This is a genomic window from Micromonospora sp. NPDC049114, assembly GCF_040648635.1.
GTDB lineage: Bacteria > Actinomycetota > Actinomycetes > Mycobacteriales > Micromonosporaceae > Micromonospora.
On sequence record NZ_JBEZEA010000012.1, the window covers coordinates 1 to 17,807 of the forward strand.

Consider the following 17,807-nt stretch of genomic DNA (forward strand, 5'->3'; position numbering starts at 1 on the left):
CCACAAAGATTCGACCAGTCCGGGGTATAAATCATAATTGGCACTGGCTTTACAAGCACCCTGTTGAGTTCTCAAAGAACAACCACACACCGATCCGAAGCTCCACATTCGTGGAACCCCATTTCGGGGCAACCGCTCAAACCTACTTGGTCGAACTTTCATTGTCAACCTCGTATCCGAGGTGATCAATCTGGTTCGTCCGGACCCACGATGACGCACGCCGTACCCGGCGGTCGTTTCTGTCGTGGGAAGCCGCAGACCGGCCGATCGCCGCTTCGCGGCTCTCCGCCCGGCTCCTGCCGGCTTCAGAACTCTACCCGGTCGGCTTCGCGTTCGCAACCCCGTTACCGGAGTGTCCCGCACCGCCCGATCCTCAGTCTCGCTCGGCGTTCCCGCCACGAGCCTGGCGCCCGTTCTCGGCCGGTTTGTCCGGCCTCCCCCGTGCAGAGAGAAAGTTACGCGGCCGGCCGGTAGAAGGCAAATCAGGGTTCATCACTGGTTTGGCCGAACGGATCGGCGCGGTCTGCTCTGCGGTCGGCGACGCCGCGCACCTTGGCGTGCCAGAGTGTCAGGCATGGATGAGTCCGGGCTGGACGCCACGGTGTTTGCCGAGGAAGCGCTGCTCGGCGTCCTCCTGCCGTTCTGGCAACTGGTCATCGGCGCGGTCGTGCTGGTGGTCCTCGTGCTCTCGGTGGGACGGCTGGCCCGCCGGGGCAGATCCCGGATGACCACCGCTCTGCTGGTCACCGCGGTCGTCATCGCCGGCCTCGCGACGATCGGCGTCCTGTTGGAGGGGTGAGCGCTCAGAGCCGGCGGTTGGCCAGGCTGGGCAGCTCGGCCCGGATCGCGGCGAGGCGGTCGAGGTCCAGGTCGGCGACGGCCACCCCGGGGCCGTCCGGCAGTTGCGTGAGGATCGTCCCCCACGGGTCGACCACCATGCTGCGCCCGAAGCACGTCCGACCGGGCTCGTGGTCGCCCGTCTGACCGGCGGCCGCCACGAAACACTGGTTCTCGATGGCCCGGGCGCGCAGCAGGACCTCCCAGTGGTCCCGCCCGGTGTGCAGCATGAACGCCGCCGGCACCACCAGCAGGTGGGCGCCGCCCTCGCTGGCGAGCCGCCGGTACAGCTCCGGGAAGCGCAGGTCGTAGCAGATCGACAGCCCGACCCGGAGACCCTCCACGTCCACGACGACGGGCTGCACGCCGGGCGCGACGCTCGCCGACTCCAGGTAGGAGACCCGACCCGGGATCTCCACGTCGTACAGATGGATCTTGCGGTAGCTCGCGGCCAGGCTGCCGGCACGGTCGAAGACCAGCGACGTGTTCCAGGTGTGCTCCGGGTCCGGCCCGGCCTCGTGGAACGACCCGGCCACCACCCACATGCCCAGCCGCCGGGCAGCCGCCGCGAAGAAGGTGCCCACCTCACCGTCGACCGGCTCCGGTTCGGGCAGGTCTGCCGCGGGGCCGAGATAGTCGACGTACTCCGGAAGGATGGCCAGGTCCGCGCCGCCGTCGGCGGCGCGTTCCAGCAGCACCTCGGCGGCGGCCAGGTTTGCCTTGCGGTCATCCCGGGCGTTGAGCTGGCAGACGGCGACGCGCATGGCCCCAGAGTACGGCCGCGACGGCCGGCGCGGACAGCGTCAGATGCTGGCCAGCACCAGCGCCCCCGCGGCGAATCCGAGGCCGGCGATCTGGACCGGCCGCAGGCGTTCCCGGTCGACGGCGAGCGCGAGCAGCACCGTGCTGGCGGGATAGAGCGCGGCGATCGCCGCCACGATGCTGAGGTGACCTCGCGCGGCGGCGGCCATGAAAAGCGCGTTGGCGGCACTGTCGAGCAGACCGGCGACGGCCGCCCAACCCAGCACCCGCCGGTCGAGCCGAAGCCGCACCCCGGTGGCGGCGGCGAGGACCAGGCCGAACGCGATCGAGCTGGCCCGGACCGCCGCCACCGGCCACATGCCGGCGCTCTCACTGGCCTGGCCGAGCAGCGTGAAGAAGACGCCGAAGAGCCCGCCGGCGGCGAGGGCCAGACCGACCAGCCGAGTCGGAACGCCGGAGCGGCTGCCCCCTTCGCCCAGGCTGACCAGGGCGATCGCCACCACGGCGAGGCCGGCGCCGGTGAGCGCCAGCGCTCCGGGGAAGCTCGACGTGAACAGGCCGGCGACGATCGGCACCACCGCGGCGGTGATCGCGGTGATCGGCGCCACCACGGCCATCATTCCGCCGGCGAGCGCCCGGTAGAGCAGCATGACGCCACCAGCGCCCGCCACCCCGGCGAGCAGCCCCCAGGCGATGTCGGCGACGGTCGGCGTCCCGGGCACCACCAGCACCAGAGCGACCAACAGGGGGACGCTCAGCAGCTGGGAGACCACGGTCACCGCGATCGGATCGGCCCGGCGGGACGCCTTGCCGCCGGAGAAGTCGGCGGTGCCGAAGGCGATCGCGGACACCGCTGCCAGGAGAATGGGTAACATGCGACTGTCGTACCATAATAGTGACCGCGAAGGATAGTTTGATGACCGACACAGGTGGCCGGGTGGGCGCGGTGACCGCCGCCGTCGCCAGGCAGGTACGGGAACTGCGCGCCGCCCGGGGCTGGTCCTTCGAGGAACTGGCGGGCCGCTCCGGGGTGAGCAAGGCGATGCTCGTGCAGATCGAGAGCGCCCGCACCAACCCCAGCGTCGGCACGCTGTGCCGGGTCGCTGACGCGTTCGGCGTCAACATCGCCCGACTTGTCGAGCCGGACGAGGAGCGGACAGTGCGGATCAGCTCCACGGCCGAGGCGCCCGTGCTCTGGCAGGGCGAGCACGGCGGCACCGGCCAGCTGCTCAGCGGACTGGGCGAACCCGACCTGGTCGAGCTCTGGGACTGGCGGCTGGAGCCCGGCGAAGGACACCGCTCCTCCGACCACCCGCGCGGCACACGCGAGGTGCTGCACGTCCTGGCCGGCGCGGTGATCGTCCACGTCGACGGGCAGGATCACGCCGTCCGGGCCGGCGAGACGATCGAGTTCCACGCCGACCGGGCGCACGGCTATCGCAACGACGCCGAGGAACCGGCCCGGCTGATGATGGTGACTGTCACGCCGTCGGGCGAGTGGGACCGCCGAACACGGTCACGCCGGCCGCGTCAGTAGCGAACGGCCGGCGTGACGCGGGGACGATCAGGCCGACTTCTCCTCGCGGTCCCGCCGGGCACGACGCCCGGTGAACTCGCGCGGAACGATTGTCGGGTTGACGTTCTCCAGGACGACCTCGCGGGTGATCAGCACCCGGGCGGCGTCGGGGTTGCTCGGCACCTCGAACATCGCGGAGAGCAGGACCTCCTCGATGATGGCCCGCAGACCGCGGGCGCCCGTGCCCCGCAGCATCGCCTGGTCGGCGATCGCCTCCAACGCCGGCTCGTCGAACTCCAGCTCGACCCCGTCCAGCTCGAAGAGCCGCTGGTACTGCCGGACCAGCGCGTTGCGCGGCTCGGTGAGGATGCGCACCAGAGCGCTGCGGTCCAGGCTGCGCACGTTGGTGATCACCGGGAGCCGGCCGACGAACTCGGGGATCAGCCCGAACTTGAGCATGTCCTCCGGCATGACCTGGCTGAAGATGTCATCGGTCGACCGCTCGGACACCGACCGGAGCCGGGCGCCGAAACCGGTGCCGCCCTGGCCGGTGCGGGACTCGATGATCTGATCCAGACCGGCGAACGCACCACCACAGATGAACAGCACGTTCGTGGTGTCGATCTGGATGAACTCCTGGTGCGGGTGCTTACGACCACCCTGCGGCGGCACGTTGGCCACCGTGCCTTCCAGCATCTTGAGCAGAGCCTGCTGCACACCCTCGCCGGAGACGTCGCGCGTGATCGACGGATTCTCCGACTTGCGGGCGATCTTGTCGACCTCGTCGATGTAGATGATGCCGGTCTCGGCGCGCTTGATGTCGTAGTCCGCGGCCTGGATGAGCTTGAGGAGGATGTTCTCCACGTCCTCGCCGACGTAGCCCGCCTCGGTCAGCGCGGTGGCGTCGGCGATCGCGAACGGGACGTTCAACATCCGGGCGAGGGTCTGCGCCAGGTGGGTCTTGCCGCACCCCGTCGGCCCGAGCAGCAGGATGTTGGACTTCGCCAGCTCGACGGCGTCACTGCCGGAGCCCGGCGCACCGGCCGCCTCGGCCTGGATGCGCTTGTAGTGGTTGTAGACCGCTACGGCGAGCGCCTTCTTGGCCTGATCCTGCCCGACGACGTAGTTGTCGAGGAACTGGCAGATCTCCATCGGCTTGGGAAGCTCTTCCCACTTCACCTCGCCGGACTCGGCCAGCTCCTCTTCGATGATCTCGTTGCAGAGATCGATGCACTCGTCGCAGATGTAGACCCCAGGGCCCGCGATGAGCTTCTTCACCTGCTTCTGCGACTTGCCGCAGAAGGAGCATTTCAGTAGGTCGCCGCCGTCACCGATCCGTGCCACCTACGTTCTCCCTGCACTCATCGGCCGGAGACCCGGCCCTGACCTGCGGGCGCTGCCTGCCGCCCGACTTCGTTCACCCCACCGGCCCAACCGGCGAAGCGGTACGGACCCGACGTTACCCGCTGGCGGAGCATTCTCCGACCCCCAAAACGGGTGTGTCAGAGGTCGGCCGGGAACGCGCGCCCCGGCCAACCTCTGACCCGGTAGTGCTCAGCTGGCGGCCTGAGCGGCCAGCAAACCCTTCTTGCGGCTGGTCAGGATCGTGTCGACCAGCCCGTACTCCTTGGACTCCTCGGCCGTCATGATCTTGTCACGGTCGATGTCCTTGCGAACCTGCTCGATCGGGCGGTTGCAGTGGCGGGACAGCATGTCCTCCAGCTGCGTCCGCATCCGCAGGATCTCCCGGGCCTGGATCTCGATGTCCGAGCCCTGCCCGTAGCCGCCCTCGGTGGCCGGCTGGTGGATGATGATCCGCGAGTTCGGAAGGGCCATCCGCTTACCCGGAGTACCCGCCGACAGCAGCACCGCCGCCGCGCTGGCGGCCTGCCCGAGGCAGACCGTCTGGATGTCCGGACGGACGTACTGCATGGTGTCGTAGATCGCCGTCATCGCGGTGAACGAACCACCCGGCGAGTTGATGTACATGATGATGTCGCGGTCCGGGTCGGTGCCCTCCAGCGTCAGCAGCTGGGCCATCACGTCGTTGGCCGACGCGTCGTCCACCTGGACACCGAGGAAGATGATCCGGTCCTCGAAGAGCTTGTTGTACGGGTTCGACTCCTTGACCCCGTACGACGTGCGCTCGACGAACGACGGCAGCACGTACCGGTTGTGCACGGCCGCGAACTGGGGCGGCAAGCTCAGATCGGTCATCGTCAGCTCCTCAGCTCAGGGTCCCGGCGCCATCCGGAACCTGAGCGGCCCCGATGATCACCTTGTCGATGAAGCCGTAGTCCATGGCCTCCTGGGCGGTGAACCAACGGTCCCGGTCCGAGTCGGCCTCGATCTGCGACTGGCTCTGGCCGGTGTGGTGCGCGACGCGCTCCTGGAACATCCGCTTCGTGTAGAGCATCTGCTCCGCCTGGATGGCGATGTCCGACGCCGTGCCGCCCAGACCACCGGACGGCTGGTGCATCATGATCCGAGCGTGCGGCAGGGCGTAACGCTTGCCCTTGGTGCCCGCGCAGAGCAGCAGCTGGCCCATCGAGGCGGCCATGCCCATCGCCACGGTCGACACGTCGTTGTCGATGAACTGCATGGTGTCGTAGATCGCCATGCCGGAGTAGACCGAGCCACCCGGCGAGTTGATCCACAGGTTGATGTCGCGGTCCGGGTCCTCCGCGGCGAGCAGCAGCAGCTGCGCGCAGATGCGGTTGGCGACCTGGTCGGTCACCTCACTGCCCAGGAAGATGATGCGTTCCTTGAGCAACCGGTTGTAGACCGAGTCGTCGAGGTTGCCAATGGAGTCGCCACCGCGCGCGTCAATCGCCCGGAGCGACTTCTTGGGGATGTGCATGTCGGTCATGGCAGCCCTTCGCTCTCCGTACCGTCTTTCCCGACACTAACCGCTGTGCGGGGCGGCAGAGTCCCGGTCGGGGCACTGTTCGCTCTCAGCGCAGTTGCGTCGGGCGCACCCGCGGCGCGGGCGTCCGGGCGTACCCGGGAAACGGATGTGGCCGCCGCCCACCGCACAGCGGCGGACGGCGGCCGCACCCGACGAATCAGTGCTCGTGGTTGTGCTCCGCCTCGTTGGCGGCGCGCAGCGCGTCCAGGGTGACCTCGTTGCCGGCCGAGTCCTTGATCGAGATGCGCTCCATGACGGCCGCGAGCGCCTTGCCCCGCCGCACGTCGCCGAAGACCGCGGCAGCCGCGCCGGAGCGCACCAGCTGGTCGTAGTACTGCTGCGGGGCCATCCCGGCGCGCTGCGCCCGGTGCACGATCTCGTGCCCGAACTCGTCGTCGGAGACCTGCACGTCCTCCGCGTCGGCAAGCGTGTCGAGCAGGAGCTGCACCTTGACGCCCTCGGTCGCCGCCTCGGTCAGCTCGGCGTCGATCTGCTCCTCGGTCTTCTCCTCGGCCGCGAGGTATTCCTCCATGGAGGCGCCGATCCGCTCCAGCTGGTCGACCATCGCCTGCTTGCGGCTCGCGACCTCCTCGCGGACGACGCCCTCCGGCGCCGGCACCTCGGCGGCCTCGACCAGCTGCGCCAGCGCCTTGTCCCGGGCGGCGTAGATCTGCTCGACCTGCTTGCCCTGCGTGACCCGCGCCCGCAGATCGCCGCGCAGCTCCTCGATCGTGTCGAACTCGCTGGCCATCTGGGCGAACTCGTCGTTCAGCTCCGGCAGCTCCTTCTCCTTGACCGTACGCACGGTCACCGCCACGTCGGCGTCCCGGCCGGCGAAGTCGCCGCCGACCAGCTGGGTGGTGAAGGTGGTGCTGTCGCCGGCGGCGAGGCCGACCACTGCCTCGTCCAGGCCCGGCAGGAGCTGCTTGCTGCCGACCTCGTGGGAGATGTTGCTGGCCTGGCCGCCCGGCACGTCCTCGCCGTCGACGGTGGCGTTCAGGTCGATCTGCACGTAGTCGCCCTCGGCGGCGGCCCGCTCGACGGTCTTGAGGGTGGCGAACCGCTCCCGCAGGTTCTTCACCTGCTCGTCGATCTCGCTGTCGTCGATCTGCAGCTCGTCGACGGTCACCTCGATGGTCGTCGCGTCGGGGAGCGTGATCTCCGGACGGACGTCGACCTCGGCGGTGAAGTTCAGCGAGTCACCGTCGTTGAACTCGGTGATCTCGACCTCGGGACGCCCCAGCGTCTTCAGGTCGTGCTCGCGCACCGCGGCCATGATGTTCTCCGGGATGGCGTCCTGGACCGCCTCGTTGAGGACGGTGCCCCGGCCCACCCGCTGGTCGATCACCGCGGTCGGCACCTTGCCCCGGCGGAAGCCCGGGACCTGGACCTGCGAACCGATCTCCCGGTACGCCTTCTTGAGGCTCGGCTCGAGCTCGACGAACGGCACCTCGATGGCGAGCCGCACGCGCGTCGGGCTCAGAGTCTCGACGGTGCTCTTCACAGGCGTACTCCTTGACGGATCTGGGTTTTGATTCTGGGCCTTCGATTGGCCCATCGAGTGTAGGCGAGCCGGCCCGGCCGGCTGCTAGCGCCCGGGGCGACCCGGACGCGGACGACAGTCGGGGTGGCGGGATTTGAACCCACGGCCCCTCGCTCCCAAAGCGAGTGCGCTACCAAGCTGCGCCACACCCCGTGGCGACGTGCAGTCTATGCCGTCGCCGCCCCGCAAGCGGTGCCGGGGCGTCCCCCACCCGGACACATCGCCCGAAAGTCGCGCCGTGCACCCTCGCGTCAAGATCCGCACCACGGCGGGTGGCCGCGCCACCACCGCGCGGCAGCGCGCGGCGGTGGCGCGGCTGCGCACCGGACACGGCCATTGGGTACGCTGTCGGCGCGTCCCGTTTCGGCGGGGCGGAGCGCGGGCGTAGCTCAATGGCAGAGCTTCAGTCTTCCAAACTGACGGTGCGGGTTCGATTCCCGTCGCCCGCTCTATGAACTCCGGCCCAGGTCAGCGGCGTTGTCGCCGAACCTGGACCGCTCTCGTTTCAGCTCTCTTTGATCTTGCGTGCCATTGGCGTGCCACTAGCACCGCGCGTGCCGTCCGAGGCGGCTCGCGTGCCGGTCGCTTCGGCTTCGTAACACCGCGTCTCCTCATCACCGGCCCACGTTGCGAGGCGGCGCGCTCTCGGTCGTGCGTCGCTGGATCTGAAGGCCGTCGATCTGCACGAAGACCTCCCGCCGCGCCAGCGCCTTACCGGTGGCCCGGTCGTTCGAGTAGCCGGTGAGCCACACCCAGCCGTGGTACGTCGGCTTGTCGCAGACCGAAGTGACCCGTAGCCACAACGCTCGGTCGCCGCCGAACTGCACCGATGCCCTGCCGTCGATCAGCACCAGGCCGGGACACCCGGCCGGCGGGGCGCTGGTGTGCGAAACGCCTAGGCGGGCGGACCATTCACCGTTCGTCGTTCGGTTCGCGGTCCCACGCCAGGACCCACCCCGGGCCAGCCTCAGCAGCTCGCCGAGCGACCGGATCCCGCGCAGTCCAGGCAGGACCGCCGGGCCAGGGAACGACTCCACTCCGACCCCGCCCTATCCCCCGGATGGCGGTGCGGGCAACGGTGTACTTCCAGCCCGCGCCCGAGCAGGATTGGCAGTTGCTCGATACGTTCAGCCCCGTCATGCAGACAGGTTGTGGCACAAAGCGCCCGGCGGGCTGGAAAATCCTTCCGGGGTCGTAGCCGGCCGAGGGGAGACAGTGATCCGATGCGCGGGATGACGAACACCCTGACCATCGGCGAACGCGTCAACTGGTACCGCCGGCGGCGCGGCCTGTCCCAGGAAGTCCTGGCCGGACTCATCGGCCGTACCGCCGACTGGCTGGGCAAGATCGAGAACAACCGCATCGAGCTGGACCGACTCTCGGTCATCAAGTCACTCGCCGAAGTCCTGGACGTATCCCTCGGCGACCTGCTCGGCGAACCCTCGCTACTTGCCTGGACCGGCGACAGCGGCACCGCGACCGTGCCCGCACTGCGCGCCGCCCTGATGAACTACCGCGCCATCGCCCCGATCGGCGGCGGCACGGACGCAAAACCGCCGAGCGTGGCGATGCTCCGGAAGGAGGTCGGTGCCCTCTGGGACGCGTACCAGGACTCCCGGTTTGGATACGTCACCGGCCGCCTACCCGACCTCCTCTACCGTGCCCAGGCCGCCGCCGACCACCACAACGGCGACGACCAGGACCAAGCCCGCCGTCTGCTCGGCCTGGCATAACAGCTCGCCGCGACCCAGCTCACCAAGCTCGGAGAAAGCGACCTCGCCTGGATCGCCGCCGACCGCGGCTTGGCCGCCGTCCGACCCACGGGCGACCCGCTCGTCACCGGCTCCCTGTTCCGCTCGGTCGGCCACGCCCTGCACGCCACCGGCCGCTACGCCGAAGCGGTACGACTCACCGAGGACGCCGCTGGCTACCTTGAGCCCCACCTCAAGCACGCCACACCGGCACTGCTCTCCGTCTACGGAACCCTGTACCTGTCCGGCTCGATGGCCGCAGCCCGATCCAACGACGCCGCCACCACCCGCACCTTCCTCGACGCCGCCGACCAGGCCGCAAGCCAGCTCGGAGCCGACGCCAACCACCTATGGACTGCGTTCGGCCCGACCAACGTCGCCATCCACCGAGTTGCCACCGCCGCCGAACGGGGAAACCTGCAAGTCGCCGCCGACCTCGGGCCGCGCATCGACACCGCCGGCCTACCAATGGAACGCCGCGTCCGGCACGCCCTCGAAGTAGCCCGTGCCTACAGCTCCTGGAACCGTATCGACGACGCCCAAGCCATGCTGCTCGACGCCGAACAGATGGCGCCCGAGCAGGTCCGCCACCACTTCCTCAGCCGACAACTCGCCCTGACCTGGGTACGCCGGCAGCGCGGCAAGCCGCCGGCCGAGCTGGTCGACCTGGCTCGTCGACTCAAGGTGCTCGACTGAACCCAGCCCATTTACGCTGCCCTGGTGACGGCCAACGAGATGCCACCCATGGCAACGCCACGCGTCGCCGCAGGCGCCCTCTTCTTCGACAGCGAGAGCCGCGTGCTCCTCGTTCGCCCCAAACTACAAGAACCACTGGGACATCCCCGGCGGCTACGTTGAGCCAGGTGAGTCACCACGGTCAGCAGCGAGACGGGAAATCCTTGAGGAACTCGGGATCGATGTAGAAGTCGGCTCGATGCTTTTAGTTGATTGCGCGCCCGCCGAAGGCGAGGGCGATAAGATTCTTTTTGTGTGTGACGGCGGCATGTGGGGTCAACGCCAAGCGGAGCATGCAAACTTCAGCGACGGCGAACTTGTCGAAGCCAGACTCGTGGACATCCCTGATCTGGAGCAGTTCACCCCCTGGTCGCTTGTCAAGACGGATTCGAGCTGCAACCACCGCTCGGCTTACCGGATATCCGAGATACGCAGAGCACGGGGCTGCCACCTAGAAGCACCACCGTCACCATCATGGATTCGTCAATCAACGCTCGACGTCTTCGCGCGCACTAGGGCCAATACCACCATCCGCCAGAGCGTCGACCAAACGAACGCCTTTTCGGCCTCGCCATACTGCAAAGCTTCGCCGTCGACACAGTCGAGGTGCTGCTGACAGCCGCCCCAGTTCTCGGCAAGGAGAGCATCCACAGAATTAAGGATTGCCAGTTCGCTACCCCACTTCGGTGATGCTGCCACGCCTTCCACCGCGGGCCACTCCAAGATATCGCGGAGCAGCCGCTTCGGCCCCTCAGGGCCTTCGACAAATGCAATCATTGCACACGCAAAGCCCACGTTCTTTGCGTACTCTTGCACAATATTGTGATGCATGACTGCGGAGCCGAACATCCTTCGGAATGATAGATGGTGTTCAGTTGCGTCATCCCATTTACGTTGATGCACGAGAGACTCCACAAGCAAGCGCGTGGCCTGCAGTTCGGCTCCACTGGTAAGCATACGTGAATCTAAGGCACTCCTCACCAAACCCTCAGCCTTTGCGGCATCGCCACGGCTCAACTCGATGTTGGCGCGATCAATCGACCGACGAGCTTCAACTAACGGAGTTGACCCCAGGCCTTCGAGAAGGGAGCCAAACTTTGCTTGCAGCTCACGCACTCCGGACCATTGGGAGACTCTGGATTTGTTATTCGCTAGAAGCGAGTGAGCATCATTTGCTAGCTGAGCCGCAGCATCTGGAAACTGGTCAGAGATTTCCTTACAATAGTGTAGCAGCTCACCTAAATAGCTCTTGGCTTCTCCTTCGGAAATCGAGTTGGCCGTCGGAGTTTGAATCTTAATGTCCACCAGCACAAACTTGGCCTGCATCTCCAGCAAGCGACCTTCCTGCGCTTCACCTGCAAGAGCCAGCTCTGCGCGAAGGTACTCTTCCGCCCTTTCGTGCTCACCCCTCAGACGATAAGCACCAGCAAGATTTCCGTAAAACAGGGCGAGTCGCTCACCTCCAACCTTGAGCCGCCGAAGATGGCCGGCAAGTACATCAGCATGACTAAATAGAATCGAGACGCGGTCCAGAGCGTTCAGCTCCACAGCACCGATCAACCATCTTTCGACATGGTTAGCTAACCGGTTGAGCGCCATCGGCGTCGCGGGTGCCGTCTCGGTGTGTGACCTTATAACCTCTTGGACAATTGTGTTTACCGAAAGCGTCCAGTTCGCATCGGGAATCGGCTCCGGCCCGCTTGGCGGGAGACGGTCATCCGTGTAGGCCAGAGAAAGCTTGCGAAGCTCGCGGAGCACTTCGGGAATGCTGAATTCGTCGGGGTCCAGTATTCGAGGGCCAGGTCCTTCTTCCGGCCCGGGATCAGCAAGAACCGCAGCCGCGAGAAGGTGGGCCGGAATTTGGCGCGAGGCTAAGAATGACGAGAACGCTAAAAGACCGTAGGCCAGATAGGGACGATAATCGTTCGGAGCAACAGCGTGACGCCGCCTTAGTTGATCAACACAAAGACTGATGGCAGCCACAAGAGTTCTGGGGTAGCCAATTGGAACCGAGTCAGCGTCATCCAACGAGTAGGACCTTATTGACCGAAGGTAGACCTCACTCTCCGAAATATCGATATCACACCCCTTTAGATAACCGCAGGCCAGTTCAAGCGCAAGCGGCCAGTCTGCAAGGTCTTCCGCTAGGGTCTCCAGCTTTTCCCTGTACTCTTGACGCTGATGCTCTGAGATGCCAAGACGCCTAATAATTAGCTGGTGTGACTCATCGCGATTTAGCGGCCCCACGTTTATCACCGCAGCATTTCCATAGCGGGATGCACTGTCAAGCGAAGTGATTAAAACATGCCCTTGGCCTAAACGAGGCACCCAAGGCTCAATTGCTCGGAACTCGCTTACATTGTCGAAGACCATTAGCCAGCGTCCTGCAATCCTGCTCAACTCCGTATGCACGACGGAAAGTAGCTGTCGAGCAGAAACTTCGATACGTTCGCGACTTCTCTTGGGCGCAACAAAAGACAGGATTGTCTTGAATGAAGAGGCCACGGTGAAATCAGTTTCGGCATCTACCCAGAAAATTGCATCGTAGGCATCAGCCCTACCGGCTACATATGCTGCAGCAAGGCTTGACTTCCCGATTCCGGACGGGCCAGTGAGTGCTGCCCATTGCGCTTCCCTACCGGACCCAAACCGAAAACACGTCGCCACACTCTGAAGCACCTGCGTTCGGGCAACATCTGGGATCGGAGGCATAGAGCCAACCAGCACCCCCCAGTCATTCACCCCGAAAGCTCTCGCAAGCAAGTCACCATCAACAAGCACTAGACTTCTCAAGTCGTTCAGCGAGAAGGTCGAATCATTACTATCAGCAGCTAAGCGCAGAATCTCTGAGACTATATAGCCGCTCAACAAGCCGGCTGATCTTTCGCCAAGACCCTTCGATGAACGGTTCCGGTAGCTACGTAGTCGCTCTCGGATCTCTTCTCGGATCTCTGCATCGTCACGACGGTCTACAATAACCCTGCACCTCGAAAGGCGCGCATGGGCGACAGCACCTAGAGCCTTGAACTGCTCGCGCCGCGCTGGCGCGTTCTCAAGCGATCGCAGGACCATCTCAGCTATTTCGGCAGGAGGCCGCTCCTCTAAAAGCAGCTCGATCAGTCTACTAGCGGAAGGGGATGGCGTTCCGTTGGTCAAGAGATGGTATTCGGAGGCATCCTGCGCCTGGACTAGCCTTAGCAGCGCTTCCACTATCTGACTGACGCCAATCTGGGCGCCGTATTGCTTGCTCTTCACTTGCGCCGCCACGACGCATCTTCCTTGGTCATCAATGACATCGAAGTCGACCGCATCAACACCCTCGACGCCCGATGGTGATGGACCCTCTACTCGTATACTGGCGACACTTCGGTTGTCGATCCAATCAAGCAGTGCTTCCAAAGTTCTCAAGTATTGGTATTGGAAACCACGAGCTGCTATACGGCCGCCATCTACTACCATTTACGGTGCACCCTAGACACCTCCGAAGAGTCTTTTCCTGCCGCAATACGACTGCGTATCTGGGGATACTCATCGAACATTCTTTTCGTATTCCGCACCGGAACCAAAGTCTTCATAACGTCGATCGCAGCAAAAGCAAGGAACTCGGCATCCTTCTGCATCTCGACCTCGACGCCTTTTAGAAGCTTGGTCAGGCGCGGGCGATACGACGGAAAGAGCATCCAGTTGAGGAGGTAATCTTCGCGAGGAGTCATAAGCCGGTCTCCATCCGCTAAAGAGCGCCTGGCTTCTAAGGGAAGCACCACCGGCATGCTTCCTATCGTGCTCTTACCTGTCGGCCCAAAAAGGGCGGGATTGTGGCATGGACTGAGGTCGATAGCTCGATTGAACGTCGGCGTGTGTACGACCGCGTACCCCGAACCCGCTTCGCCCCATCCAACCCTTCCCGGTAAGTCCGTCTGGAAAATCTTGCGCCGACTTGGAACATGCACTACTGCCGCTGCCGCCGGAACCAAATCCGCATCGAACCCGAGCAGCCGGAGCCCTTGGGTGAAGGTCATGCCTGCTCGTAGCAGTGGATACCTTGTCCGCCCTCCGATCATCTGGTACATGCAGGATAAAGCTGCGTACAAGGGAAGGACCTCCTCAGGCAGATCGCGCGCAATTCGCAGCACGAAGGACTCGATCCCTGGATAGAGCAGCTCATGTTGCGATGCACCATCCGACAGTACGGGTAGCACAGTGTTACCCAGCCTGCGTTTCTGTACTGGAATTGGCTTGCGGACGGGGTCACGACGGTTGCGCTTGGTGTTGCGCTTACCTCCGGCCAAGACACCCTCCTACGTGCTATCGGGACAAGTCTCTCGCGTTCGGCTTGCGAAAGGACGGGCTACAACGGAGGTGCCGTGCTCTTCACCGACGGCACATACTGCCGAGTTCGTCTCTGATAGATCAAGGCGGTCCGCAAGCGGCCCGACCCGGCCTGCTGGCGGCCTTCGGCCGGCATCGGCCGGGCCAGTCGGCCGGGGCTGACCGACGACAGAATCTAAAGACCTAGGGGCTCCGGCCCGAACCCCGACCCTCGCCAGGGAGGCCCCCGCGCTGGTAGCTCACATTCTCATGCCTTGGACTGCCACCACCGGCGGACGTTGTCTCCACCCTTGGATTCAGGGCCCACCCATGCCTCATCCACGTCCTCGCCCTGATCGAAGTGCTTCACGTCTAGGCGGACGATGTGACGGGCAGAGATCACCGAGAACTGGGCATCTACTCGACCAGTCAGCCCTTCCTTGGAGGTCAAGGAGATTGGAGCCGACAGCAGGATCTCCCGATCCTGAGTCTCCTCAGGTACGGGGCTGAAGGAATGCAGCCTGCCCTGCACGTAGCTGCCATCGGCCATGGCGGCACCCACGAAGATGGGCCCGGCGCCCTCTTCGTCGTACATATGCATGACCTTGTACCAGGCGGACCTAGTGTCGATACTGCCGCCGGCTGAGCCCGTCATCGAGCCCAGCACCCGGCTGAACCCGAGCCTCTTACTAAGGTCGAGAACGCGAGGGTGAGCAGCAGCCACGCCAATCACGACCGCGCCGACAAGTAGAGCGAAGGACCACCAGGCCACGCTGACATGGTGCTCTCGGGCGTAGCTGGCCGGATCCCTGACTAACTCGCGGACGTTCACGGTGTGATCCGGAAGTAACGCCCGTAGACCCGTATGAAGCAGGGCGACGGCGGCCAGGCAGGCAACGCTGGCGAAGACCACCGTTAGCGACTCCCGGAAGGGTGAGAAGGCGCCCCTCGGGGTCGTCCGCTCTCGAAGCAGAACGTAGGCAAAGCCGGGAGCGAGCAGCGCGACGAACAGCACCAACCCGACGAGGCTGGAGGGGATCACCCGACTGCCCCTCCTACTTCGTCTTCTTCGCCCCGGACTTGTCGGACGCCTTCGCCTCGGGGCTCAGTTTTGTGGACCGCGGTGGCTTCTGGGCCGTAGACACCGTCTCCTGCCGGAACTCGCCGCTCGGCGTACTGACGTGCCGCTTGCCACTCGACTTGTCGCTGCCTTTTGCCACGTGGGGGCCCCTCCGGGATTCATGCGCGCCGCGCCCGAGAAGCGTACGACAACGCGACGCCGCTGGCTAATGAGTGGTAGTCGGGATGTTGACAAGCACGCTAGCCCTAGAAGTGACGATCGCAAGGTGGTCAACATCCGTCGCGAGCCGGGCGATCGGCTTCCGCGCCGCTTCGCGGCTTGCACCGGGTACCGGGGTCCAGGCGTGCGGAAGAAGCCGGCGACACGGCAAGCCGCCCCCGGCCCAACAGGCCGGGGGCGGTAAGCGACACGCCGCCGGACAGCCACGCGCCGCCGCGCTGCCGTGCCAGCCACGTGCCAGTAACCGGTGTCCCAAGCAGTCAACAGCGGTCATGATCGGGCGGCACGCCACTCACACTGACCAGGCGTTCCGGACAGATCACGACAGCCGAGAACGGTCTTCCAAACTGACGGTGCGGGTTCGATTCCCGTCGCCCGCTCCAACAACCTCCGGCCCAGGCCAGAGGCTGCCCCCATCCTGGGCCGGTCGGCCACTTTCCGCCCTGATCTTGGGGGCCGTTGAATGCTCCGGCCCCCGGTGCCGGGCTGCTAGCAGCGTGCCCTGCCGCCGATGAAGACGGACCCCACCTCGACCATGGCCGGTTGAAGCGCGCCTAGGCAGACCTCGTGAGCCAGGCGGCGAGCAGGTCGCTGACCTCCTCGCCGAGGGCGGGCGCCGCGCGCCGGGCCAGCACGAGAAGGTCCGCACGGTGGTCGGTCGTCACGTCGAGAGAGGGCAGCGGCGTGCGACGCCAGGTCGTACGGCTGGCGTCCCGCACGAGCCCGGTCACGTCGGCACGACCGCGTCGGGACAGCCCCGGATCGGGGTCGACGGCCAGGAGCAGGGCGGCACGCAACCGCACGGCTACGGGTGCCGTGCCGAGCAGCCGATAGCCCGCGCGCCGCAGTTCCACCCGCGCGCCGGTGAGCAACTGCCAGGGCAGCTCCGCCGGCAGGGTTGCCGCGACGGGTCGGAGGGCCGTGGTGGCCTCGCGAACGACCGACGGTGCGGGATCGGTCAGCAACGGCAGGACCCGGCCGCTGTCGACGGCGTCGAGCTGGCGAAGCCCGCGTACGGCCGCGGCGCGGATCGTCGCGGCCGGGTGGGTGAGGAGCCCGTTCAGCAGCGGCGCGTCGGCCTCCGAAGCACTTTCGCTGAAGCCGTGGACAGCACCCGGTGTGGGCGCGGGGCCGGTGACCGCCGCCCGGTAGTGCGCCAGCGCGTCGGTGCCGACGCGCCGAGCGGCCTCCCTGGCGATGGCCCGCACCAGCGACGCGGGGTCATCGAGACGGGTGGCCACCTCGGCCGGCTCTCCGACCCGCAGCAGGCCGGTGAGGGCGATCGCCCGTACGTCCGGTCGGCGGCTGCGGGCGAGCCGCCGCAGGATCGGGAGCCGCCCGGTCCACACCGCCTCCCGACAGGCGGCCTCGGCAGCCAGCGAGCGGATACGTACGTCGGTCTCGGACTCCGCGGCGGCGACCAGGTCCTCGATCCGCAGCCAGCGCTGCGCCACCTCCATCTCGAAGACCAGCCGCCGCTGGGCCGCGGAGCCGGAGGTTCCGACCATCCGGCGTACGGCCGGCGGCGCGCTGAGCAGCGTGGCCGTGACCTGGTTGGCGGCGAAGCCGCCGCGCGACCGGGCGTCCACCAGCAGTGCCATCGGCATCGCCGCCGGAAGGTACGTGGCGGGGTCGTCGGCCAGCAGCAGCGCGAGGCCAGCGCGGGCCCGGTCCCGCACCTGCTGGACCCAGTCGCCGGTGCGCAGCACCAGAAACGGCACCAGATCCGGGCGGGGATCGTCCAGCATGGACCGGACCGCGCGCTCGCGGACGCGTCCGTCGCGGTGGGTGCTGGCCATCGCCACGGCGAGCGGGTCGACAGTGGGTCGGGTCAGACCGGCCACCAGCCGAACGAGCGGTGGCGACTGGTCCGGCAGGCACCACAGCACCTGGCGGGCGTGTTCGTCGAGCCGGGCCACCACTTTCGGGGAACGAGCCAGCGCCCGCAGTGCCGCCCGGCCCAGGTCGTGGTCGGCGTTGGCGACGACACCGTTCACCAGGAAGGTGAGGTGCTCCACGGTCTTCCGGCCGGCGGCGGAACGCTGGGTGGCCGCCGCGATCGCCACCTCCAGCGCCGCTTTCGTCTCCGCGCTGGTTTCTCCGCGGTGCCCCGGCGTCCACGTCATGTGATCATGCTGCCGCACCGG

15 protein-coding genes, 2 tRNA genes and 1 pseudogene are annotated in these 17,807 nt (G+C 66.1%); 6 read left to right on the forward strand and 12 right to left on the reverse strand.

Features of this window, described 5'->3' with window-relative positions; all coding sequences use genetic code 11:
* The first annotated feature begins 574 nt into the window (after window positions 1-574).
* Window positions 575-799 carry a hypothetical protein gene (locus tag AB0B39_RS26505; RefSeq protein ID WP_007464098.1) on the forward strand — a complete coding sequence of 75 codons (225 nt, stop codon included), beginning with the start codon at window positions 575-577 and terminating at the stop codon, window positions 797-799.
* 4 nt (window positions 800-803) lie between these two features.
* Here AB0B39_RS26505 and AB0B39_RS26510 read toward each other — a convergent pair whose 3' ends face one another.
* Together AB0B39_RS26510 and AB0B39_RS26515 are read right to left on the reverse strand one after the other, a co-directional pair.
* Entirely contained in the window at window positions 804-1,601 is a 798-nt protein-coding gene (locus AB0B39_RS26510; RefSeq protein ID WP_357575691.1) for a carbon-nitrogen hydrolase family protein, read from the reverse strand.
* A 39-nt stretch (window positions 1,602-1,640) separates the two neighbouring features.
* On the reverse strand, window positions 1,641-2,474 hold the full coding sequence (locus AB0B39_RS26515) for a DMT family transporter (RefSeq protein ID WP_357496229.1): 834 nt from the start codon (window positions 2,472-2,474) through the stop codon (window positions 1,641-1,643).
* Window positions 2,475-2,515: 41 nt separating this feature from the next.
* Here AB0B39_RS26515 and AB0B39_RS26520 point away from each other — a divergent pair, with 41 nt between their 5' ends.
* Window positions 2,516-3,136 (forward strand): XRE family transcriptional regulator, encoded by a 621-nt coding sequence (locus tag AB0B39_RS26520; protein ID WP_357496227.1) that lies wholly within the window; start codon window positions 2,516-2,518, stop codon window positions 3,134-3,136.
* 27 nt (window positions 3,137-3,163) lie between these two features.
* On the opposite strand, the gene clpX is transcribed toward AB0B39_RS26520, so the two are convergent.
* The 5 genes from clpX to AB0B39_RS26545 form a co-directional block, all read right to left on the reverse strand.
* Window positions 3,164-4,459, reverse strand: coding sequence for an ATP-dependent Clp protease ATP-binding subunit ClpX (gene clpX / locus AB0B39_RS26525; protein WP_234590933.1), 1,296 nt, complete (start codon window positions 4,457-4,459; stop codon window positions 3,164-3,166).
* A gap of 210 nt (window positions 4,460-4,669) precedes the next feature.
* A complete protein-coding gene (locus AB0B39_RS26530) occupies window positions 4,670-5,332 on the reverse strand; it encodes an ATP-dependent Clp protease proteolytic subunit (RefSeq protein WP_088988028.1) in 663 nt (220 codons plus the stop codon).
* A gap of 10 nt (window positions 5,333-5,342) precedes the next feature.
* Entirely contained in the window at window positions 5,343-5,984 is a 642-nt protein-coding gene (locus tag AB0B39_RS26535; RefSeq protein ID WP_007464111.1) for an ATP-dependent Clp protease proteolytic subunit, read from the reverse strand.
* A 196-nt stretch (window positions 5,985-6,180) separates the two neighbouring features.
* Window positions 6,181-7,527 (reverse strand): trigger factor, encoded by a 1,347-nt coding sequence (gene tig / locus AB0B39_RS26540; RefSeq protein WP_234590946.1) that lies wholly within the window; start codon window positions 7,525-7,527, stop codon window positions 6,181-6,183.
* Window positions 7,528-7,645: 118 nt separating this feature from the next.
* Window positions 7,646-7,719: transfer RNA gene (locus AB0B39_RS26545), tRNA-Pro, on the reverse strand.
* A 225-nt stretch (window positions 7,720-7,944) separates the two neighbouring features.
* Between AB0B39_RS26545 and AB0B39_RS26550 the strand changes: the two genes are divergently transcribed.
* Window positions 7,945-8,015 (forward strand) — tRNA-Gly (locus tag AB0B39_RS26550).
* Window positions 8,016-8,180: 165 nt separating this feature from the next.
* Here AB0B39_RS26550 and AB0B39_RS26555 read toward each other — a convergent pair.
* Window positions 8,181-8,417 (reverse strand): hypothetical protein, encoded by a 237-nt coding sequence (locus tag AB0B39_RS26555; RefSeq protein ID WP_357575692.1) that lies wholly within the window; start codon window positions 8,415-8,417, stop codon window positions 8,181-8,183.
* A gap of 381 nt (window positions 8,418-8,798) precedes the next feature.
* Here AB0B39_RS26555 and AB0B39_RS26560 point away from each other — a divergent pair, with 381 nt between their 5' ends.
* From AB0B39_RS26560 to AB0B39_RS26570, 3 genes and pseudogenes are all read left to right on the forward strand, one after another.
* A complete protein-coding gene (locus tag AB0B39_RS26560) occupies window positions 8,799-9,299 on the forward strand; it encodes a helix-turn-helix transcriptional regulator (protein WP_357575693.1) in 501 nt (166 codons plus the stop codon).
* 69 nt (window positions 9,300-9,368) lie between these two features.
* Window positions 9,369-10,013, forward strand: a complete 645-nt coding sequence (locus AB0B39_RS26565) for an XRE family transcriptional regulator (RefSeq protein ID WP_357575694.1) — start codon at window positions 9,369-9,371, stop codon at window positions 10,011-10,013.
* Between the two features lie 142 nt (window positions 10,014-10,155).
* A pseudogene (locus AB0B39_RS26570) lies at window positions 10,156-10,350 on the forward strand (NUDIX domain-containing protein); the annotation flags it as partial.
* Window positions 10,351-10,535: 185 nt separating this feature from the next.
* On the opposite strand, the gene AB0B39_RS26575 reads toward AB0B39_RS26570, so the two are convergent.
* The 4 genes from AB0B39_RS26575 to AB0B39_RS26590 form a co-directional block, all read right to left on the reverse strand.
* The gene (locus AB0B39_RS26575) at window positions 10,536-13,511 is read right to left on the reverse strand and encodes an NB-ARC domain-containing protein (RefSeq protein ID WP_357575695.1); all 2,976 of its coding nucleotides are present in this window, start codon (window positions 13,509-13,511) and stop codon (window positions 10,536-10,538) included.
* Window positions 13,505-14,071 carry a hypothetical protein gene (locus AB0B39_RS26580; protein ID WP_357575696.1) on the reverse strand — a complete coding sequence of 189 codons (567 nt, stop codon included), beginning with the start codon at window positions 14,069-14,071 and terminating at the stop codon, window positions 13,505-13,507. Before AB0B39_RS26580 ends, AB0B39_RS26575 begins: the two co-directional genes overlap by 7 nt.
* Before the next feature lie 557 nt (window positions 14,072-14,628).
* Entirely contained in the window at window positions 14,629-15,402 is a 774-nt protein-coding gene (locus tag AB0B39_RS26585; protein ID WP_357575697.1) for a DUF6338 family protein, read from the reverse strand.
* Between the two features lie 812 nt (window positions 15,403-16,214).
* Window positions 16,215-17,786, reverse strand: coding sequence for a hypothetical protein (locus tag AB0B39_RS26590; RefSeq protein ID WP_357575698.1), 1,572 nt, complete (start codon window positions 17,784-17,786; stop codon window positions 16,215-16,217).
* Window positions 17,787-17,807: the final 21 nt, after the last annotated feature.